At 70.5% G+C, this 21667-nt stretch carries 15 protein-coding genes; 6 read left to right on the forward strand and 9 right to left on the reverse strand.

Going from position 1 to position 21667, the window contains the following annotated elements; all coding sequences use genetic code 11:
• Positions 1 to 233 precede the first annotated feature (233 nt).
• On the forward strand, positions 234 to 3797 hold the full coding sequence (locus tag OG223_RS38075; protein ID WP_329258798.1) for a trypsin-like peptidase domain-containing protein: 3564 nt from the start codon (positions 234 to 236) through the stop codon (positions 3795 to 3797).
• A gap of 139 nt (positions 3798 to 3936) precedes the next feature.
• Entirely contained in the window at positions 3937 to 4926 is a 990-nt protein-coding gene (locus tag OG223_RS38080; protein ID WP_329258801.1) for a bifunctional riboflavin kinase/FAD synthetase, read from the forward strand.
• Between the two features lie 76 nt (positions 4927 to 5002).
• On the opposite strand, the gene OG223_RS38085 is transcribed toward OG223_RS38080, so the two are convergent.
• The 3 genes from OG223_RS38085 to eccE all read right to left on the reverse strand — a co-directional run bounded on the left by OG223_RS38085 (position 5003) and on the right by eccE (position 10439).
• Positions 5003 to 8026: an SCO5717 family growth-regulating ATPase gene (locus OG223_RS38085; protein ID WP_329258804.1), complete on the reverse strand. Its 3024-nt coding sequence runs from the start codon at positions 8024 to 8026 to the stop codon at positions 5003 to 5005.
• A 347-nt stretch (positions 8027 to 8373) separates the two neighbouring features.
• Positions 8374 to 9120, reverse strand: coding sequence for a hypothetical protein (locus OG223_RS38090; protein WP_329258808.1), 747 nt, complete (start codon positions 9118 to 9120; stop codon positions 8374 to 8376).
• Entirely contained in the window at positions 9120 to 10439 is a 1320-nt protein-coding gene (gene eccE, locus OG223_RS38095) for a type VII secretion protein EccE (RefSeq protein ID WP_329258812.1), read from the reverse strand. Before eccE ends, OG223_RS38090 begins: the two co-directional genes overlap by 1 nt.
• Positions 10440 to 10644: 205 nt before the next feature.
• Between eccE and eccB the strand changes: the two genes are divergently transcribed.
• The 3 genes from eccB (at position 10645) to OG223_RS38110 (ending at position 14146) form a co-directional block, all read left to right on the forward strand.
• Positions 10645 to 12174, forward strand: coding sequence for a type VII secretion protein EccB (gene eccB / locus OG223_RS38100; RefSeq protein WP_329258815.1), 1530 nt, complete (start codon positions 10645 to 10647; stop codon positions 12172 to 12174).
• Between the two features lie 35 nt (positions 12175 to 12209).
• Positions 12210 to 13460 carry a type VII secretion-associated serine protease mycosin gene (mycP, locus tag OG223_RS38105; RefSeq protein ID WP_329258817.1) on the forward strand — a complete coding sequence of 417 codons (1251 nt, stop codon included), beginning with the start codon at positions 12210 to 12212 and terminating at the stop codon, positions 13458 to 13460.
• A 77-nt stretch (positions 13461 to 13537) separates the two neighbouring features.
• On the forward strand, positions 13538 to 14146 hold the full coding sequence (locus OG223_RS38110; RefSeq protein ID WP_329258819.1) for a hypothetical protein: 609 nt from the start codon (positions 13538 to 13540) through the stop codon (positions 14144 to 14146).
• A 202-nt stretch (positions 14147 to 14348) separates the two neighbouring features.
• Here the strand turns inward: OG223_RS38110 and OG223_RS38115 are convergent, their stop codons facing one another.
• From OG223_RS38115 to OG223_RS38135, 5 genes are all read right to left on the reverse strand, one after another.
• Positions 14349 to 14885, reverse strand: a complete 537-nt coding sequence (locus OG223_RS38115) for a hypothetical protein (protein ID WP_329258821.1) — start codon at positions 14883 to 14885, stop codon at positions 14349 to 14351.
• Between the two features lie 63 nt (positions 14886 to 14948).
• A complete protein-coding gene (locus tag OG223_RS38120) occupies positions 14949 to 17267 on the reverse strand; it encodes a hypothetical protein (protein WP_329258823.1) in 2319 nt (772 codons plus the stop codon).
• 132 nt (positions 17268 to 17399) lie between these two features.
• Complete coding sequence (locus OG223_RS38125) at positions 17400 to 17921, reverse strand: hypothetical protein (RefSeq protein WP_329258826.1); 522 nt, start codon at positions 17919 to 17921, stop codon at positions 17400 to 17402.
• A gap of 133 nt (positions 17922 to 18054) precedes the next feature.
• Positions 18055 to 18783, reverse strand: coding sequence for a hypothetical protein (locus tag OG223_RS38130; protein WP_329258829.1), 729 nt, complete (start codon positions 18781 to 18783; stop codon positions 18055 to 18057).
• A gap of 3 nt (positions 18784 to 18786) precedes the next feature.
• Complete coding sequence (locus OG223_RS38135) at positions 18787 to 20325, reverse strand: hypothetical protein (protein WP_329258832.1); 1539 nt, start codon at positions 20323 to 20325, stop codon at positions 18787 to 18789.
• Between the two features lie 43 nt (positions 20326 to 20368).
• Here OG223_RS38135 and OG223_RS38140 point away from each other — a divergent pair, with 43 nt between their 5' ends.
• A complete protein-coding gene (locus OG223_RS38140) occupies positions 20369 to 21220 on the forward strand; it encodes a hypothetical protein (RefSeq protein WP_329258834.1) in 852 nt (283 codons plus the stop codon).
• On the opposite strand, the gene OG223_RS38145 is transcribed toward OG223_RS38140, so the two are convergent.
• Positions 21148 to 21549 (reverse strand): hypothetical protein, encoded by a 402-nt coding sequence (locus OG223_RS38145; protein WP_329258837.1) that lies wholly within the window; start codon positions 21547 to 21549, stop codon positions 21148 to 21150. The genes OG223_RS38140 and OG223_RS38145 overlap by 73 nt on opposite strands.
• Between the last annotated feature and the right edge of the window lie 118 nt (positions 21550 to 21667).

Raw genomic sequence — 21667 nt, forward strand, 5'->3', positions numbered from 1 at the left:
CCGCCCGTGGAGCGGCGGTCACGGGGTCTACGTTCCCGCCGCTCCACGGTCCCCCCTCGGTTCCCCCACCCCTAGGGTGTATCCAACCCTCCGCTTCTATTCACCCGTCCGGGCAGGCGCTCGGAGTGAACCGAGGGAGCGGAAGGGGGCGCGTTCACCACGCGATCTGTCCCGCTGATCACCCCGCGCCTACCGTCGAACACAGGGCACGGGTACGGCGGGGAGGTTCGACCATGGCGGGACGTGGCCCGCGGACGGGCGGCGGCCGTCGGACGCGGGAAGCTGTGCGGGAAGAGCGGCCGACGCAGGCCGCCGCACCGCCCGTTGATGACGCGGCCGGCGACGCGGCCGGTGATTCCGCCTTGGTGCGCATCCGTGACCTCGCCGGGCGCCCGCGCGGCACCGGATTCGTCGCCGACCACCACGGCACGGTGATCACCAGCCACGAAGCGGTCGACGGCCTGCCCCGCCTCCTCCTGCACGCCGCCGGCGACCGCACCTGCCTCGTGACCGCCGACGCGGTGACCCCGCTGCCCGCCCTGGACCTGGCCCTGGTCCGCACCGAGGGCCTCGGCGTGGACCCGCTCCCCGTCACCGTCCGGGACCGCGTGGAGACCGGCACATACGTACGCGTGGCCGCGGGCCGCTGGCGCGAGGCCCGCCTCCTGGGCGAGACCTCCGTGACGTACACGGCCACCGACCGCTTCCATCTCCTCGACGACGCCCTGGAGTTGGCGATCGGCACGGCAGGCCGGGACGCGCTGCGCCTGGGCGGCGGAGCGGCCGGCGGACCGGTCCTCGACACCGAGACCGGCGCGGTGATCGGCGTCCTCGGCACGGCACTGCAATCGGGCCAACGGGACACGGGGTTCGCCGTGCCCCTGCGCCAAGTACGGGACGCCGGGGGCCCGTTGGCCGAACTCCTCGCCCGCAACGCGGCGACCGTCCCCGCGTACGGCGCCGACCTCAATCTGGCCGGAGTGCTGGAACTGACGGCGACCTCGGTGGGCTCGGACGGCCCACCCGGGGCGCTCGCGGGCTTCGTCGGTCCCGGCCGTGACGCCGATGGGACGTACCTGGTCGAGCCGGTGGAACGCCCGTCGGTGGCAAGGGAGTTCACCCGTTTCGCCTCGGGGCAGGCCACCGTCCTCGGCCTCGTCGGACCACCCGGCAGCGGCCGTACGACAGAACTCGCGGCGCTCGCCGCCCGGCGCAACGGGGGCGGCGAACCGGCCCCCACCCTGTGGCTGCGCGGCGCGGACCTGCGGGACGGCGACGGCTCGGTGGCGGACGCGGCCCGCAGGACGCTGGAACGGGCGGCCCGCATCCTGGCCGCGTCCGTCGCCCTCCCCGGCGGCCTCGGCGACGTGAGCCCCGAGCGACTGGCACGGGTCGCGCGTGACGCCGGGCGGCCCTTGCTGCTGTTGCTGGACGGGCCCGAGGAGATGCCGCCGGTCCTCGCGCACCGGTTGGGGGAGTGGACCGGGGGGACGGGGAAGTGGTTGCGGGGGAGTGGGGCGCGGTTGGTGGTGGGGTGCAGGGCGGAGTACTGGGAGGGGGCGGGGGCGGGGTTTCCACGGGAGGTGCTGTACGGCGGTGAGGTTGGCTCCGGAGCGCCCGAGCCCGACGACCCCGGTCCGTATACGTCAGCCCGTCCGGCGTGCGTTCGTCTCGGGGACCTGGGCCCGGATGAAGCCCGGAGGGCCCGCGCAGCGTACGCCGTTCCGGAGGGGGTCCTCGCCGACAGTGATGCCCAGCATCCGCTCACCCTTCGGCTCCTCTCCGAGGTGCTGGCCGCGCTGCCCGCCACTCCGGGTGCCCGACTCGACCGCGACGACGTGTTCTCGGCCTACCTCGACCTCATGTGCCTCCGGATCGCGGTCCGCCTCGCCGCCGAGAACGGCCTGCGCGGCACCGCCGTACGGCGCCTCGCGGCCAAGGTGTCCGGGCAGGTGCACGAGGCGGCGCGGCGCAGTCTGGGGCCGGGGCAGGGGGAGTTGGACCGGGAGTCGTTCGAGGCGGTGTTCCCGTGGGGACCCGCACCGGCGCGGCTCGGCGGCGGCACCGGGTGGGCGTCGGCCGTCCTCACCGAGGGGCTCCTCGTGCCGGCCGGTACCGGATACCGCTTCGCCCACGAGGAGTTGGCCGACTGGATCCAGGGCACGCACCTCGACCTCGACGAGGCACTGCGGGCCCTGGTCCACCGGTCCAGGACACCACACGCGGGACATCCGCTCCCCGTACCGCATCACCGCATCGGCCCGGTCGTCCAGGCCCTGCTGCTCCTCGCCCGGCACCACGGAACCCGTCAACTGGCGCTGCGGCTGGAGGAGTTGGCGGACGCCCTGACCGTCGACCCGGACTCCTGGTGGGCCGCGCGGCTGCTCGCCGAGGTGCTGCGGCGCGTGCCGGACGCGACGTCGTACCGGGGCGTGTTGCGGCTGCTGGCCGACCAGTTGGTGGCACGGCGGGAGCAACCGGCGGCCGTACCGAAGGAGTTCGCACCGGAGTTCTGGACCGCGCTGCGCCTGCCGGCGGCCGAGCGGTTCGCGATGCTGCGCCGGCTGGTCCTCGCGGACGGCGCTCCGCAGGACGGCACCGGACCCCGATTCCTGGACACCGCGGCCGAGTTGCTTGCCGCGGACCCGGCCGCCGTACAGCCGCTGCTGACCCGCTGGTTCGACGACGAGCGGCCGCTGCCCGCGACCCCGGACGCGACCGTGGCGACGGCCGCGCAGGCGCTGCTGCACACGCATCGGCGGCGGGCGCTGGACGATCTCACGGAGGTGCTCGTCGGCTGTGCGCACGGGCGGGCCGACGAACTCCTCGCCGTACTCGCCGAGGAGGAGCCCTCGGCCGTGTGCCGGGCCGTGGACCGGTGGGCGCACGACGAGCGGCCGGGCCGCCGGGTGGCGGCGGTGGCGTACGGACTGCGGGCCGCCCCGCACGTACGGACCGAGGCCGACCGCGAACTCCTGCGCTACGCGGCCCAGTTCCTCCTCGCCCGCCCCGCCGACCGCTCCCTGCACGGCGGCGCGCTCGCCCTCCTCGTCCGCGATCCGCACACCCGCGCCCGCCATCTCCCGCAAGCGCTACGGCACTTCGCGTCCGGCGACCCGCAGTTCCCGCCGAGCGCGCTGGCCGCCGCCCTGACCACCGACCCCGAACCGGTCCTGGAGGCCTTCCGCGCCCGCCTGCACGGACCGCACGCGAGCGAGGCGGTCCGCACCCTCGCCGACGTCACCACTCCCGCCCTCGCGAACCGGGCCGCCGCCCTGGTGCGCGAGACCGCCGTACGGTGGCCGGAGACGGCCGCGTACCTCGGCGTCTACGTCGACCGCTGCCTCGACCACGGCCCCACCGCCCGGGCCGTCCTCCTCCCCTTGGTCACCGGCCTGCTGGCCGGTGGCCCGGCCTCGGTGCGCACCGCCCTCGCGGCCGTGCTCGCCGCCCCCGGCACCGCCGCCTCCCGCCCCCTGCGCCGCGAACTCCTGGAGTTCCTGCTGACGCACGAGCACGACCCCGCCGTACTGGACGCCCTTCTCCATACGGCGGGCCGACGTGACGACGACGAGATCCGCGACCTCGTCCACCGCACCGGCCGGCTGCTCGTCCGTACCCCCGCCGGCGCGACCCGTTTCGACCGCGGGCTCGTCGATCTGGGCCGCCATGTGCCCGGCTTCGCCGCCCTGATGGCCCGCTGGCTGGCGGACACCCCGGAGGACTGGGCCGCGGTGGTCGGACCCAGCACCCGGCGCATGATCGAGAACCTGGCGGGGGTGGGGGTTCCCGCATAGCGGGCCCGGCACGTGCGCCCGGTCACAGCCTCCATGCCGATGCGGGCCACGGGCCCCCGGCATGGCACCCTTAGACCTGCGTAAGAGGTCGACGACACAGGTCTACATACGGACACGGGTTCGATGAGGAGCGGTCACAGTGCAGCGCTGGCGTGGCTTGGAGGACATCCCTGAGGACTGGGGGCGCAGCGTCGTCACCATCGGTTCTTACGACGGGGTCCACCGCGGGCACCAGCTCATCATCCGGCATGCCGTGGAGCGGGCCCGTGAGCTGGGCGTTCCCTCGGTCGTCGTCACCTTCGACCCGCACCCCAGCGAGGTCGTGCGCCCCGGCAGCCACCCGCCGCTGCTCGCCCCGCACCACCGCCGCGCCGAGTTGATGGCCGAGCTGGGGGTGGACGCGGCGCTGATCCTGCCGTTCACCAAGGAGTTCTCGAAGCTGTCCCCGGCCGACTTCGTGGTCAAGGTCCTGGTGGACAAGCTGCACGCGAAGGCGGTCGTCGAAGGCCCCAACTTCCGCTTCGGCCACAAGGCCGCGGGCAATGTGGCCTTCCTGATCGAGCAGGGCAGGACATACGACTTCGAGGTAGAGGTGGTGGATCTTTACGTGAGCGGTGCGGCGGGCGGTGGCGAGCCCTTCTCCTCCACACTGACCAGGCGGCTGGTCGCCGAGGGCGACGTCGAGGGCGCCCGCGAGATTCTCGGCCGCCCCCACCGGGTCGAGGGTGTCGTGGTGCGCGGCGCCCAGCGCGGTCGCGAAATGGGCTTCCCGACGGCCAACGTCGAGACCCTGCCCCATACGGCGATCCCGGCGGACGGCGTCTACGCCGGTTACCTCCACGTCGAGGGAGAGGCCATGCCGGCCGCGATCTCCGTCGGCACGAACCCGCAGTTCGACGGCACCGAGCGCACGGTGGAGGCGTACGCCATCGACCGCGTCGGCCTCGACCTCTACGGCCTGCATGTCGCCGTCGACTTCCTCGCGTTCGTCCGCGGCCAGGCGAAGTTCGACTCGCTGGAGGGCCTGCTGGAGCAGATCGCGCAGGACGTGAAGCGCTGCCGTGAACTGATCTCGGCGGACGCGGACGCGGACGCAGACACGGACGCGACTGCGGGCGACGCCGGGTAACTTCTCCCGTTTCTACGACGCCGAAGGGCGGCCGGTGCTTGTGGGCACCGGCCGCCCTTCGGCGTTCGAGGTGGCGCTACTGCTGTGGGGGTGCGGACGGCGGAGGCGGGGTGCCGTCCGGCGGCGGGGCGTAACCGGGGTGCTGCGGGTACGGCTGGGCCTGCTGCCCCGGGTGCTGGGGGTACGGCGGCGCGGGCTGCTGGGCCGGGGGCTGGGCCTGTCCCTGCTGGGGAGGGTAGGGCTGCTGGCCGTACAACTGCTGGCCCGGCTGGCCTGGCTGCTGCGGCGGGTAGGGGCCGGGCTGGGGCGGACCCTGCCGGCCCGGAGCGGGCTGGCCCGGGTACGGCTGCTGCTGTGCCGGATAACCCTGCTGCCCGGGATAACCCTGCTGCCCGGGGTAGCCCTGCGGGCCCGGGTATCCCTGCTGGCCCGGCATCGGCGGGGCCAGCACCGGCGGGGGGTTGCCGTCGCTCGTCCACAGGCCGTGCATCTGCTGGTGGCGCACGAAGTCCTCGGCGACCAGGGCGGCCAGGTTGAAGTACGACTCCCGGACCTTCGGCCGCATCATGTCGAGGTCGACCTCCGCACCGGCGGCGAGATGCTCGTCGAACGGCACGACCACGACACCGCGGCAGCGGGTCTCGAAGTGGCTGACGATGTCCTCCACCTTGATCGTCTTGCCGGTCTCGCGCACACCCGAGATGACGGTGAGCGAGCGCGAGACGAGGTCCGCGTACCCGTGCGCCGACAGCCAGTCCAGCGTCGTACTCGCACTGCTCGCACCGTCCACGGACGGCGTCGAGATGATGATGAGCTGGTCGGCGAGGTCGAGCACACCGCGCATGGCGCTGTAGAGCAGACCGGTACCGGAGTCGGTGAGGATGATCGGGTACTGCTTGCCCAGGACGTCGAGCGCGCGCCGGTAGTCCTCGTCGTTGAACGTGGTGGAGACGGCCGGGTCGACGTCGTTGGCGATGATCTCCAGGCCGGAGGCCGCCTGGGAGGTGAACCGGCGGATGTCCATGTACGAGTTGAGGTACGGGATCGCCTGGACCAGGTCGCGGATGGTCGCGCCGGTCTCGCGGCGCACGCGACGGCCGAGCGTGCCGGCGTCCGGGTTGGCGTCGATCGCGAGGATCTTGTCCTGACGCTCGGTGGCCAGGGTGGAGCCGAGCGCGGTGGTGGTCGTGGTCTTGCCGACACCGCCCTTGAGACTGATGACCGCGATCCGGTAGCAGGACAGCACCGGCGTACGGATCAGCTCCAACTTCCGCTGCCGCTCGGCCTCTTCCTTCTTGCCGCCGAGCTTGAAACGGGAGGACGCGGCACCGGGACGACCGCTCTTCGCCTTCTGCTTCTTGTTGTTGAGCAGCCGGTCGGACGACAGCTCCACGGCGGCGGTGTAACCCAGCGGCGCGGCAGCGGGGTTGGTCGGCTGCCGCTGGTCGTGCTGCATGGGCTGCGGCCAGGCGGCGCCGGTGCGGGGGTCGACCGGGGGATGGGCCGGCGGCTGAGCTGGAGGCTGGGCCTGGGACTGGGGGTGCGGCTGCGCCTGCGGCTGGGGCTGGGGAGCCTGCGGAGGCAGGTCGGGGTGGCCCTGGGGGGTGCCGGGCTGGGGGTACGGCGCGACGCCGGGTTCGCCTTGCGGGGGGACCGGCGGATTGCCCGCGGGGCCTGCTTCAAGACCGGAGACACGGGGGAAGCCGTAGCCGCCCTGCTGGTTGGGCGGGGCCTGTTGTGCAGGAGGCTGCGGGAAGCCGTAACCGCCTTGCTGGTCCGGTGTGTTGGGGGCGGGCCGGCCCTGTTGTGCGGGCGGGATGGGGAAGCCGTAGCCGCCTTGCTGGTTCGGGGCGGCGGGGTTGGGCTGGCCCTGTTGTGCGGGGGCCGGGGGGAAGCCGTAACCGCCTTGCTGGTCCGGATAGTTCGGGGCCGGCTGGCCCTGCTGTGCCGAGGGCGGCGGGAAGCCGTAGCCGTCCTGCGGGGGTGCTGCCGGCGGTGCGTTCCAGGCGGCCGGGGCGGGTTGTGGTGCCTGCGGCTGGAACGGGGGTTGCTGCTGGGGCGGCAACGGCGGCTGGGCCGGCTGTTGCGGTACGGGGTGCGGGGGCGCCATGGCGTTCAACGGCGCGGGCTGCGGCTGGACTTGGGGCTGGCCCTGGGGCTGAGGCTGCGCGGGCCACTGGTCGGCCGGGGCCGGGGCGGCGGGCTGGTAGGAGGGCGGCAGCGGCGGGACCCCGGTCTGCGGGGTCGGCGGGCGACTCCAGGCCGGCGGAAGGTCCGGTACGTCAACGGCGGCACCCGTGGCCGGAGTGGCTCCCTGGGGGGAGTCGGCGGGGGAGTCGGCCTCCGGCGTGGACGTGGGCGTCGTAGCGGCGGCGTTGTTCGACTCGTCGTCCGGGGCGTCGGACGAATCGGCGGTGGCGGCGGGGGCGGCTTCAGGGTCTGGCGTCGACGCGGAGGCTTCGGCACCGCTCTCTTCGGCGGGGGGCTCCGCGCTGTTCTCCTCCTGAGCGCTCACCTCGGCGCCGTCAGTGCCGTCGGTGTCACCGTCGGCCGGAACCGCTTCACCGGCCGCCTCGCCCTCCAACTGCTGCTCCCCGGTGCCCGATTCCGCGCCTTCGGCACCTGCGCCGAGGCCCTCGGCCGGTGTCGGCTCCGGAGCGGCCGGGGTTTCCGCCGGGACCGGTGCCGCGTCCGGCACCGCACCCTGCTCGGTGATCTCCCGCTTCAGCGCGGCGGCGGAGATCCGCATGGTCGCGCCGCTCACGAGGTCGCCGCTCTCCGCGTCCTCGTCGTCCTCCTCGTCGGGGAGCGCGGGAGCCCAGTTGGACTGGAAACCGGCGCTCTCAGGCGGTGCCGGCACCGCGAACGGAAGGCCGATCGGGGGCGGTGTGGGCGTACCGGCCGCCGGGGTCGAGGTCGGCGGGGTCTGTGCGGACGCGCCGGTCGCACCGGTCGGGCCCGAGGAGTTCTGCGTGTACCAGGCCGGCGGCGCGTAGTCGATCGTGAACTCGCCCGTCATCTCGATGGCGGACTCGTCGTCGGGCTGGTCATCGCCGGGCGTGGCCCAGCCCCCGCGGATCCCGTCCCGATCGCTGCTCACAATTCCTCCTGGTGTGGTCGAGCACCCTCATGCCGTGCCGGGGCGACGGTTCGCACCGTCCGATGCGCCGGGTTGTCCCCCCTGGGGCCCCTGGGCCACGCACCACCCGCTCGCGGATACTCGTGACGTGCCCAGTCCCAGCCTAATCACCAAAACCGTGGACTCGGCAGGCCCGCCCACCCCTTCGTGTGCGCCCGCGTGACCGAGACCGGCGATAGCGGATCAAATCCTCCTGGAAAACGGCCAAATGGGACAGCCCGGGTATCTTGTTCTGTCCGCTCAGCCCTGCCGTCGGCACTCCGGTCGGTATTCCGATCGGCACTCCGGTCGGTATTTCGGTCCGCCCGTCAGTCCATACGGCGGGCCATGCCCAGCAGACCGACCTCCGCCTCCGTCGGCTGGGTCATCACGTACTGCCGGTCCCGATCCGTGCACCACAGCGTGACGCCGTCCGGCAAGGTGGGCAGTGCGTCGAGTTCGGTGCGCGGCAGGCCGATCACGCGGCCGATCTCCGCCGCCTCGTCCGGCGACACCCGCTGCACACCCACCAGCCGCGCCTGCCGCATCAACCGCGGTGCGACCGGGCTGAGATACGGCAGCAGCGTGAGCACGGACTGCCAGGGCGCCGACGTCACCCGCCCGCGCGGCGGCCGCATCCCGCAGTCCCGCACCACCAGGACCGGCGTACCGGCGGAGGCGCCCTGCGGGGGGACGCGGCCGACCTCGTACACCGCGAGGCCGTTCTGTCCGCCGCCCATCGCGTGCACCATCTGCATCCAGGCCTGCGGCCGTCCCGTCTCGACGGCGACCCGCGCTCCCGTGGCCGCCGCGCGCAGCGCCAGCACCTGGGCCGTCCAGAGGCCGCTGATCAGCAGGATGTCGTACGGCGTGGGGCGGTTGACGCCGAGCACGGCGGGCCGGCCCTCGGGGTCGATGCCGACCACCACGCCGTCGTCCCCGATGGGCAGCGACAGCGCTTCGACCTGGTCGACGGGCAGCGTGTGCCGGGGGTGGCGCGGGCCGAGCAGGCCGAAGCCGGAGCGCACCCGGGACGTGATGCCGGTGGCCCGGGGTTCGGTGGGTGTCATGGTCATCAGCGGGCACCTCCGAGGGGCAACGTGGCGAGAACGCCGGGGAGTTGTTCACGGTCCAGGCGGGCCAGGCCGGTCCGCGCCTGCCGGGCGGCCTGCTCCAACTCGCGCCGCGCGTCGGTCAGTTCCTGATTGCTGCGGCCGGTGATGCGCAGGTGCCCGGTGAGCGCCACGTCCTGCCGCTCGCCCCGGGCCAGCGTCAGACTGAACGTCGTCGCCAGCGCGGGGACCGCGGTCAGCCCGGCCACCAGTTGCGCCAACGAGGCGCCGGAGTCGCCCAGTTGGGGCCAGCGGCGCACCCAGTAGGTGGTGTGCCGGCGGTTGTCGCAGCGCCAACTGCGGCTGGACTCCTCGGTCCGCCGCTGCGGTGCCTCGCTCCGCCCGGCCTGCGCGGTCACCATCGGGTTGGCGCACGCGGAGGTGGCGATCGCGGCCGTCAGCTCCTCCTCCGAGAGCACGTTGGCCCGCAGCCCGGCACCGGACAACCGGCTCGACAGATGCTCCGCCGACCGCGCCAGGCACTTCTGCGCGCCGATCAGCCCGCCGCCGCGCGCGGCCACCGCCTCGGGGCACAGCTCGGGGTCGAGCTTCAGCGCGATCCAGGTGATACGGACGGCGGGAGAGCCCGTCTGGGCCTGCAGCGGCGCGTAGTTGCTCACCACGACCGACTGCTGCGGCAGATGCAGCGCGGGCGCGGGCTGTGTGTGCACCACGATCTGCGCCGATTCGAGACGGATCCCGTCGACGTCGAGGGTGTCCCGGACCAGGCCCACCGGCAGCGGTCTGCGTCCGCGCTCGGCACGCAACGCGCCCGCGTCCGACTCCACTTGGAGCACCGCCGTGAGGAAGTCGCCGTCGCCGACCATCCCGACCGGCCGCTGGTCGCGGTCGTCACCGCGGTGGTAGCTGTACGTCCGCAGATTCGGGTCGCACTCCACGGCGGGCGCGAGACCCGCGTCGGTCCCCGGCGGCACCGGAGTGCTCGCGGCCCGCCGGTTCCGGGCGCGCAGTGCGAGCAGCGTGCCGAGCCACTCGGGCAGGGAGCGCCCCCGGCGTCGTACGACAGCGAGGACGACGAGCAGCGCGGCGAGCGCGATCGCGGGCACCAGCGCCATCGGACCGACGAGCCAGCCGGACACCACGAGCGCGGCGGCGAGCTCCAGCAGCACCAGCCGCTGGGTCGTGAACGAACCCCCGCGCCCCGAGCGCGACTTCAGATGCGGCGAAAAGGAACCGGAAGCCGATCCCGATCCGGATGCCGACCCGGACGTCGATCCGGATCCCGATTGCGATCGCGACCGGTTCCGCGTTGCGGAAGCCATCACTCCAAACCCCCCGAACTCTCCCGAACTTCCCTGCGCTCCGGTCCCCGCAAGGCCAGAGCACCCTACCCGTGACACAAGCACACCCACGCAACAGGCATAGTAGGGGGCGGGTCTGACACCAGAGGTATCAGAGGCAATCGGGGGCAGTGGACGTATCTCCACAGGTCCTCCACGGCTCCGCACGGGGAGAGAGCGGACACAGATGGCATCACGGCGCGACGAACTCAACGCCTACACCTTCGCGAAGCGCCGCACGCTGGCGTCCTTCCTGCAGCCGTCGCCGTCGGGCTCGGACGAAGGTGCTCCGAAACCGCTGGGCGCGCTGGTGCCCGGCCTCGTCGTCGGCGTGGTGATCCTCGCGGTGTTCGGCGGCATCGGCATGTTCAAGCCGACGGCCCCGAAGGGCTGGGCCACCCCCAACGAGCACGTCATCGTGGCGAGCAAGTCGACCACGCGGTATGTGGTGTTGAAGACCGACAACGAGGCCCAGCTCCACCCGGTGCTCAACATGGCCTCCGCCAAGCTCCTCCTGGACCCCGGCAAGGACACCGTCATCACCGTCGCCGAGGACGTCCTCGACAGCGGCAAGCCCCCGCACGGCGCGACCATCGGCATCCCGTACGCCCCCGACCGCCTGCCCTCCGACGACGAGGCCGAGGCGGCGAAGCGCTGGGCGGTCTGCGAGAGCCCCTCCGCCGGCGGCCGGTCCATCCAGAAGGCGGCGTTCGTCCTTGCCAAGAAGGACTGGTCCAGGACCGACGGGAGCGGCAAGCTCACCGGCGGCGACCTCATGTATGTCGTCGGCCCGGACGGCAAGCACCAGTACGTCGTCGACGCCAAGGGCACCGCCTACCCGCTGGCCGACCCCTCCGACAAGCAACTGCTCAAGGCCCTCGACACCCAGAGCCGCGCCCCACAGCGCGTCTCCCAGGAGTGGCTCGACACCCTCCACAAGGGCGACCCGATCGAGATCCCGGAGATCACCGGCATCCCGGGCGCGGAGGCGAACGCCCTCACCGCACCGGAAGTGCGGAAGTACGACAAGGTCGGCGAGGTCATCAGCGCCAACGACGGCCAGGCGCGGAAGTACTACGTGGTGCTGCCCGGCGAGGTGGCCGGCATCTCGGAGTTCGTCGCCACGCTGCTGCTCAACAGCAGGGACCTCCTCCCGGCCGGACAGACGGGCGAGGCACAGCCGGTCAGCCCCGGCGCGGTCACCGACAGCACGACCTTCGAGGCCGACAAGGACTGGCCGACGTACACACCGAAGACGGTCAACGACGGCGCCGGCACCACCGGCGGCCGCAGCACGGTCTGCAATGTGCTGCGTTCGGTCGGCAAGAGCAACCGGACGACCCTGTCCACCTGGGTGGGCACGGACTTCCCCGCCCCCCTCCCCACCGGCTCCTCCAGCGCGTACGTCACCGCCGGCTCCGGTCAGCTCTACCGCCAGGTCATGGGCACCGAGGCCGACGCGGGCCCGGTCTTCCTGGTCACCGACACGGGCCTGCGGTACGCCCTGCAGTCCAACAGCGACAGCGCCACCGACGACAGCGGCATCGGTACGACGGCCAAGCAGCGCAAGGAAGAACTGAACGAGGCCAAGATCGCCCAGACCCGCCTCGGCTACGAGAAGGTCACCCCGGCCCCCGTCCCCGCGGAGTGGTCGACGTTCCTGCCGACGGGCCCGCGCCTGTCGGAGGCGGCGGCACGGCAGCCGCAGGGTTCGTAGGCGCGACGGGGGAAGGGTTGGGAAGGGTTCGACTCATGCTGATCTCGCGGACGTTGAGGGTCACCGCGGCGACCTCGATGGTGGCCGTACCGCTGTTGGTGTCGCCGTTGTCGGTGACCCCGGCGTGGGCGGACGACGGCCAGTGCACGTTCCCGTCGAAGCCGTACACGGGCCGCCCCTGGGCGCTGCAACGCGTCAACCTGGACGAACTGTGGGCCCAGTCCACCGGCAAGGGCGTCAAGGTGGCCGTCATCGACACCGGTGTCGACGTCAAGAACCCGCAGTTGAAGCAGGCGGTCGACGCGTCGGCGGGGGAGAACCTGCTGCCGACCAAGAACGCCAAGGGCGAGAGCATCGACCGCGGCAACAAGCAGGGCACCACCGACACCGTCGGCCACGGCACGCGCGTGGCCGGCATCATCGCGGCGCGCCCCGCCAAGGGAACGGGCTTCGTGGGCCTGGCCCCCGACGCGACGATCATCCCGATCAAGCAGAACGACGCGGAGGGCGACGGCACGGCCGCGACCCTGGCGACGGCGATCGACGACGCCGTCAGGAAGGGCGCCGGCGTCATCAACATCTCCCAGGACACGGCGAACGCCGTAGCCCCCGACGACAAGCTCGAAGCGGCCGTGGACCGCGCACTGGAACGGGGCGTCGTGGTCGTCGCCTCGGCCGGCAACGACGGCCTCGGCGGCACCGTCCAGATCACCTACCCGGCCTCCTACAAGGGCGTCCTTGCCGTGGCGGCCTCCGACCGCAACAACGAACGCGCCTCCTTCTCCCAGTCCGGCGAGTTCGTCGGCGTGGCCGCCCCCGGCGTCGACATGATCTCCACGGTCCCTGGCGACGGCCACTGCTCCGACAACGGTACGAGCTTCTCGGCGCCCTATGTCGCGGGCGTGGCGGCCCTGTTGAAGGCCAAGTACCCCAAGTGGTCGGCCCAGCAGATCGTCGCCCAGATCGAACAGACCGCGGAGCGCTCCATCTCCGGCCACGACCGCCTCGTCGGCTGGGGCGTCGTCGACCCGGTCAAGGCCCTGACGGACGTGGACCCCGAGCACCCCGTGGAGACCCCCGAGCCCGAGGGCGGCGTGGCCAAGGGCGAGGCGCCCTCGGTCACCCCGCTCCACTTCGGCGAGACGGCGGACGAACGGGACCTGCGGCTGGGCACGTATGTGGTCGTCGGCGGGCTGGTCGTGGTGGCGGGCCTCGGGGGGACCGCGGTGGCAGTACGGGACGCGAGGCGACGGCGGGCACGGGTGACGGGCGGGACGGGAAGTTGACGGCGCGAACTCCAACAACCGTTGTCTGATGGGAAGTTGACGGAAGTGAATATCAACGACCTTGTGGCGGGCGGCCGATGGACACGTTGACCAAGCTGAACGTGTTCGTGCTCGTCCTGTCCGCCGTACTCCTCGCGATGGCCTGTGTGAAGGCGGACCGGGTGCGCGCCTGGCGGGAGGGCATCAACCCGTCGGCCCCCGAAGTCCCCGACGCCTCCTTCACCGTGGCCCGCGTCGTCCTCGTCGCGATGGCCGGCTTCGGCGTCTACACCGCCCTCCAGGGCTTCGGCGTCTCGGACGACCTGGCGTGGAGCGAGGGCGAGTTGACGAGCGCGGTGCGCGGCGCGACGTCCGACCTGGACGGCTTCACGTTTCAGGTCGACCAGGCGGACACGCCTCTCTACTTCGACGACTACAAGTCGCTGATCGAGGACAAGGTCGCGGAGAACGGCGGCGGCGACGCCCCGCAGACCGGCGTCTCGGCCGAACCGTCCGCCACCGACACACCCGCCGAGGCCAACCTCACCGTCACGGCCCACGGCACGGACAAGGCGTTCTGCACGCACATCGTCCGCACCCGTTCGAAGGCGCACGACTACACCCCGCCGGGCATCACCGGCGGGGAGGGAACGCTGACGTTCGCCGGGTACCGGCTGACGGTGGTGACGCGGGAGGGGGCGTGCTGAACGGCCTGCCGACGGCCAGAGCAACCACCGCTGCACCCTGCAGGCGGACTTCGGCCTCTACGCGGCGCGGCTCAAGGCGGCGGCCGACGGGTACGGAGCGCGCCCAGGCGACATCCGCGCTACGCATCTTTGCCGAGCGGTCGGCGAAGGCGCGTGGCTGCTCGACACCGACCACTCCATGACCAATGCCCAGGTGGGGGTGTCAGTCCTGGCAGACGGCGGTCTTCGCGACGGTGGCCGCGTACTGCTCGACGAGCCGCCGCATGTCCGACGCGGCTGAGGCATGGGTGGCCCGAGCCGTCGCCCACACCGAGCTCTCCGACGACGCGGAAGCGGGGCACCCCACCTTCGCTACGGCGCCGGTTTTCGAATAGATCAACTGCCCGTTGTCCGCGCTGGAGTCATTGGGATCGACGCCGATCGCGGACGTGGCCACGTCCCTGGCGGAGGTGTCGGCCGCTCGTTTCTCCGTGCTGACGGAGAGCACCGTTTTCCCGTCGACCTGGAGCCGGCAGCGCTGCACTCCGACCGCGGATGTCGGCTGCGCGCTGATCTTCTTCCCGGGCGGCAGTACGGGTTCCAGGGTGGCGCTGGAAATCTTGGTGCCGCACAGATCCTTCGGTAGGGCGTACTCGCGTGTGGGGGACGGCGAAGAGCAAGAAGCCGTTGCCACGACGAGGAGCGCCGCTCCGAAGGCGACAGCGGCGTGACGTCGTCCGCTGCCCGAGAGTCCCTGCATCGCGTTGTCCAATACCGTTGGTGATTCTGCCTGTGGGTGGGGGAGTCGTGGATCGGTCACGGATCAGTCAGGGATCTCGGTGTCCATGTCCTTGGCCATCGCGTGAATGTCGGTGTTCGCGTCGTTGAAGCCGGTCGCGGTGCCTTCGCTCACCCAAGTGTCGATCTTGTCCGTGTAGTTGGCGTGGTGGGCCTTGGCCGCCTCGCTGGCCGCCAGGTAGTTCACGCTGGTCGTCGTGTCCTTCACGGTCTCCCAACGTGTCGCGATGTCACTGCCCACCTCTGAACGGTATTGCCCGGATTCATCCTTGTAGAAGTCCTCCAGCACCACTGACGTCACGGTTCCCGCGACGCCGCCGACCGCGGCACCGACCACGGGGCTGGCGATGAAGCTCGTACCGATGCCGACTCCGGTGCCGACAACGCCGGAGATCGTGTTCTTCTTCTGATTCACGGCGTTGTCGAAATCGCCGTCCTTCTCGTTGGCCGGGCCGAGGACGGCTTCCTGTCGCCCTTGCGCGAGGAGACCGCTGAACTCTCCGGACTTGCGCGAGATGCTCGTGATCGTGTCCTGCGCGTCGTGCGGGTAACGATGCGCGTCGGGAAGGTCCGGGTTCAGGTGGTAGTCCATCAAGCTGGCCGTATAAGCCTTTTCACCCACGCTCAGAGCGCTGTAGCCCTCGGGATTCTGGCTGACGGTGACGAGGAATCGGGTCACGGCACTGTGGTCCAGCTTCGCGTCCTCACCGGCGAGCGGGAACAACAGGTTCCACCCGGATTTTCCGTCCCTCACCTCCGGGCCGTCGGCCATCGCCCGGTGGATGTCGGGAAGGTACTCGGATCCGATCTGGCCGATGCTGTCCGACATGTAGGAGTGGTCCTTCAGCCGACCGGGGTCGTCGGCAATGGAGTTGACGATCTCCCTCATCAGACCGGCCTGTGCCGCGGTATGGGCCGATGTGTTGTCCGCATTGGGAATCTCGCCGGCCGGATGCCCCGTGGTGGCCGCCTCCAACGCCTGGGCCAGGTTGTTCTGGCCGGTGTGGATGTCCTCGCCGTGGAGGTCCACCTCCTGGGGCCAGTCCCTTTCCTCGAACAGGTACTGGAAGTTGGACAGCGTGACCTTGCCCTTGTAGTCGTTCTCGTCGTCCGAGTCCCGCTCGAAGGGGTTGTCCGGGTCGTCCTTCGAGACGTACTCCTGGTTGAAGAACGAGGTAGCGGCGTCAGGGCTGTTGGAGAGGCCCTTGAGGTACCCGGTGAGCGGATCGGAGCCGCTGTCGTCCCCGATGCGGTTCAGCCAGGGATCTCCGCCCATGAGCTGCCAGAACCCGTTGCGGTGCGCGCCGTTGCCGGTGAGCTTGCGCTCGGTTTCCATGAGCTTGGTGCCGTAGTCCTCCAGGAACCGGTCGTCGTAGTCACCGGCCCGCATGAGGTTGCTCATGACCTGGAAGCCCATGGGGCCACCGCGGTCGCCGTACAGCGGCTTGTCGCCGATGTCGATCATCGTGCGCTTCCAGTCGGCCATCGCCGCCGAGTCGCTCTGCGACGCGTGGGCCAGCGTCATGCTCAAGTTGCGCTGCAGATCGTCGAATTGATCGAGCCGCTCGTGGCCGAGTTCGTAGTTACCCCTGTTGGCGTCCGTGATCCCGGTCCAGAACTCCAGGGTCTTCTGCGGCCCGAGACGCGTGGCGAACCGCTCCGCGAAGAGTTCGTCGTTGCCGTACTTCTTGAGCCCGGCGTTGAGCCGGTCGAAGTCCGCGACCGTCAGATCGTCGGGGTTCTTCTTCGCGAGCTCGGCCAGCTCGTCGGCTTCCTTGACGGCCGCGGCGGCGTCGTCCCGGTTGGCGTAGGCGGCATCCGTGAAGCCCAACCGGCTCTGATCCGCGATGGCTTGGAGGACGGTCCGGGCCGTGTCGTCGCTCTCGGTCGCCTTGTCCAGAATCCCCTGGAGCTGATCCCGGAGCGCGGTGATCTCGGTCGCGTTGTCCTTGTCCCCCTGGGCGCGGCCCTCCGGGGGAATATTCGTGGTGACCGTGAAACCGCCGTCGTAGCCGATGACCGTGAGGCTCTTCTTGCGGCCGCCCTCGATGGCATCGACCAACTGCCCGTGGTAGCCCTTCAGTTCGTCCCGGGTGTCGCTGAGGATGTTGTGAATCGACTTGGCCTGGGTGTGGGCGTCGGCGAATTCACCGGCGGTCTTCCCGATGAACTCCTTGGACACCTTGGCGTTCACACCGGCCCAGTCGGCCTTGTTGGCAGCCTGGTGAAGGCCGTCCTCGGCGTCCTTCTTGAGTTCCTCGAGGTGCCCGACGAGCGTCGACCAGTCGGTGACGGCGTCGTCGAGCAGTTTGAAATTCGCGTCACGAAGAGCGTCGAGCTGCATGGGTGTGTGTCCTTGGAGGAGGCGAGAGAAGCGAGGAGGTCAGAAGCGAGGAAGCGAGGAAGTGAGGAAGCGGGTACGGAATCGGCGCCGCTGTCCGGTGGCGCGGCTGAGCCGCTGTCCGCCCGGCCGCCACTACCCCTTCTCGTCCTTCTTGTCCTTGTCTCCGTAATAGACGGGATTCTTCTCGCCCGGCAGGCCGACCCGTTCGTCGAAGCCGGCGTCCAGCGTGTCGATGCTGCTCATCTGCCGCTGGATATAGCCCTCGTCACCGGCGTGCAGCTTCGTCGTGGTGTGCATGTGGTTGGAGATCTGCGCGCACGCGTCCATCAGGGACTTGAGCTGCTCCTCCCACCGGGTCGACACATGCTGGAGCCCGGCACCGAGCGCGAACCCCTGCTTCGACAGGTCGCCGGCCGCGGAGTCACTGCTGGGCACGGCGACGCGGGCCTTGTCCCACAACTGGTTGTAGAGGGAGTTCGCGGCACTCCCGATCTTGGCCAGGTCCTTCTGCCCGACCCGGAGATCGCCGTACTCGCTCGGCAGCACATAGGGTCCGTACGTCCCGCCGCCACCGTCTACATGGTTCAACCGCATGGCAGGCGACTGCCGATCGGCCGCCTGAGCCTTGAGCTGCTCCCACTCTTCCCACGCCATGGACGGACCCTTCCCCCGTGTGCTCGACACCTGATCTCCGGTCAAGCTAGCAACCCGCCCCGGGTAAAGTCCTGGTCAGGTCCGCAATGCGGTGATTGTCGGGGTGTGAAGTTTCGGGGAAGACGCCGCGGGTTCAGGTGACCTTCTTCAAGTCGCCCAAGGCCGCGGGGAGTCTGCTCTCCGTGAGGCAGTTCATCTGCTGGGCGAGCTTGACGGCGGCCCCGTACGCGATACGGGTGAGGTCCTCAGGGGCTTGGGCATCGTGGTTCCGGTCGAGCTTGTACGTCGCGATGACCACGGAGATCGCCGTGTTCTTCTCGCGTCCTGGACCCACGGGGCAGCGGAAGTCGAGCAGCGAGGTGTCGGACGCCGCGCTCGCGTACGGCGCACTCGCGTCTCTCCCGCCGTCGCCCACGATGTCGAAAACGGTCCAGCCGTTGGTGCTTTTCCAGGTGTGGTCCGCGGCCCTGAGCTTGATCCACTGGGCGGAGACGGTCAGTTGACCTCCGGTGAGGTCGTCCGTGGCGACCGGCAGGCAGAGGTCGAACTCCTTGCCCCGGTGTTCGAAGGAGGTATTGCCGAGCAGTTTCTGCTTCGCCTCGGAGAGGCTCCTGACCTTCTCGTCCAGAGTGAGCGAGGACTCGGTGAAGTGCTTGGAGTCGGTGAGCCTCTCCAGCGCGGACGCCGGCTCGCCGTTCAGCAAGGAGCCGCACACCTGCGATGCCGCCCGGCTCTTGCTCGAAGAGCTCGATTCACCCGTCGGGGTCGGCTTCGGATCCGACTTCGACGAGCAGCCGCAGAGCGCGACCGCGAGGACGGCGACCGCCGTCGCGAGCGCTGACTTCGAGAGGGGGAAGGTCATGGTTCAGCCTTCGGAGGAGGGGAGCTGGCCGACGTCTTCCTGGAGCTGGCTTCCGCTGCTGTAGCCGTCCTGGTGTGCGCTGACCAACGCGTTGCTGAGCGTCTGATACGTGTCTCTGGTCCAACGGGAATCATGGTCGGCCCTGTTGAGCACCGTGTACGCCGGCTGCATCGAGGCCTTGAAACCGTGCTCGTAGACCTGGTTCCCCTCGGCGTGGTACTGCTCGGAATTGTCCCTGTGCTGCGCCTCGGTGTACGCGTCCAGGTTCTTCTCGATCAGCGTGCCCGTCACTTCGCTGGTCTGATCGCCGACGATGGGGATCACCGTGGCGGCGAGACCGGTCTCCGCCTCGGGCACGAGCGAGAACATCCCGCCGGTGACCGCGCCGACGACCATCTTCTGGCGGTCCATGCGGGCGTCGATCGCCTTGTTGTACGCCTCGTCCATGGCCTGCCCATGAGCCTTGATCTGCTCGGCGCGGGCCCTGTCGAGCGTGCCCTGGACCTCGGCTCCCGTACGCACCGCGGTCTCGGCCTGGACGCTGTGCACATGGCCCTGCGCGTCGACCGTCGGCGGGTGCGCGTCGACCGGGGAGGTGCTGTACACCTGCTGGGCCTGGCCCACTTCGGTGTACGCGAGCGGATCCTGCCCCAGCGTGCTCAGGAACTTGGTGACCCCGAGACCCTTGGCGTCGAAGTGCGCACGCTCGCCGAGTGAGCTGCGGCCCCCGTTGTCCATGGCGTAGAGGGACTTGTCGGCGTCGTGGTCCATGGCCCAGTCGATGTCGTCGATGTACGCGGCCCCGATCTTCCCGAGGCTGTCCGAGATGCCCTGCTGCTTGTGCATCAACTGCGCACCGCTGAGGCCGACTTGGTCGTGTCCCTGGTACTCGGCGTCCCGCCCGTACAGCGCGACCACCTTCTCGGCGACCCTGGCCGTGTCCGCGTCGCGGTGCAGCGCGGGCGGATGCGCGTCGTACGGCGCCCCGGTCGTCGCGGACTCCAGCGCGTGCCCGAGCGAGTCGTACCCCGCGACGGTCTTCGCGTGTTCGCCCACGGAGTCCTCGGGCCACTCGCGCTTGTCGGTCAGGTAGTCGAAGTTGTCGCCCTCGTTGAAGAACTGCGTCGAAGCGTCCGAGTTGTGGCCCAGCGCCTCCATGAACCCGGTCATCGGGTCCCGCCCGGCGTCGTCGGCGTCGCCGTAGTGGAGCTGCTCCCACTGGCCCGAGTGGTCCCAGAAGAGCACGTCCTTGCGGGTGACGCGGCGCTGGAGGCCGCCGTACTCGTCCGAGGTGTGCGACTTCTCGTAGGCGATGAGGTGGTCGCCGTAGTCGTGGAGGAAGTCGGTCCGGTACTCCCCGTTGCGCATCAGGTTGCTCATCGCCTGGAAGCCGTAGACGGGGTTCTCGCCGCCCGGGCGGACGTTCTGGCCGCCGAGGTCGATGACGTCGGTCTTCCACGTCCGCATGGAGTCGCTGTCGGAGTGGCTGGCCGTGGCCAGTGCCATGCCGAGTTGCTTCTCGAAGCCTTCGACGAGCTTCATCCGTTCCTTCCGCGCGGCCGAAAGGCCTTCGCGGGAACGGGGGTTGACGGCGAACTGGGCGTCGTCGACCAGGCCCGAGGAACTCCATCGTCCTCTTGGCGCCCGCGTGGGTCGCGAACTCCTCGGCGAAGAGCGGGTCGTTCCTGTACTGGGCGAGCGTGGTGTTGAGCTCGTCGAGTTCGGTGTTGCTGACGTCGCCCGGGTCCTTGTCGAGGATCTTGGCCAGCTTGTCGGCGGCCGCCACGGCCTTCGCGGCGGAGTCGCGGTCCGTGTACGCGGCGTCGGAGAAGCCGTACTCGGCCTGGTCGATGAGGAGTTGGAGGACCTTGGCGGCGCTGTTGTCGCTCTCGGTGGCCTTGCCGAGGATGTGCGCGATCTCCGTGCGGAGCGAGTCGATGTCCTGCTGGCTGGTGGTGTCGGTCCTGCCGCCGGGGTCGGATGCCCAGTCGGGGCGGGTGTTCTGGGTGACGACGAAGGTGCCGTCGCCGGTGTCGACCACGGTGACATGCTTCTTGCCGCAGCGGTCGATGGCGTCATTCAACTGAGCCTGATAGCCGACGAGTTCGCCGTGGGTGTCGCCGAGGATCCTGGCGATCGAGTCGGCCTGAGTGTGCGCGTCACCGAACTCGGTCGCGGTCTTGTCCACGAACTCGCGGGTGACGGTGGCGTTGAGTCCCGCCCAATCGGCCTTGTCCGCCTTGGACTTGAGGTCGTCCTCGGCGCCCTTCTTGAGGTCGGCGAGGCTCTTGGTCATCTGCTGCCAGTCGGTGACCGCCTCGCCGAGCTGCTGGAAGGTGCCGTAACGGAGCGCGTCGAGGTCCATCAGTTCCGCCCGCTCCGGTGGTCGAAGCCGTCGTCGAGGGTGGAGATGCCGCTGATGGAGTCGGCGATGTAGACCTCGTCGCCGGCGTGCGCGCCCTTGGTGTAGTCGAGGTGGTTGGAGATGTGCGCGGTGGCGTCCAGGAGCGACTGGGTCTGTTCGGCCCAGCGTTCGGCGACGTGGTCGAGTGCGGCGCCGAGCGCGAAGCCCTGCTTCTTGAGGCCGTCGGCCGCGGTGCGGGAGGCGGTTCGTGCGTGGGTGCTGTAGTGGGTGAAGTCCTGGTGGAGCCGGTAGGCGGCGTCGCCGACCGCGGCCAAGTCCTTCTGGCTGACGCGCAGATCACCCTGCGGACTGTCCCCGCCGCCGCTCCCGCCCGGGTCCGCCGGCAGTTGGTTCAACTCCATCTTCGCCGAGTGCCGCTCCGCCGCCCGGGCCTTGAACTGCTCCCACTCGTCCTACGCCATGCGTGGATACCTCCCCGTTGCCGCCGTATTCCGTTATGCCCCGTAGTTTGCGCTTTGC

The organism is Streptomyces sp. NBC_01478 (genome assembly GCF_036227225.1).
Taxonomy (GTDB): domain Bacteria; phylum Actinomycetota; class Actinomycetes; order Streptomycetales; family Streptomycetaceae; genus Streptomyces.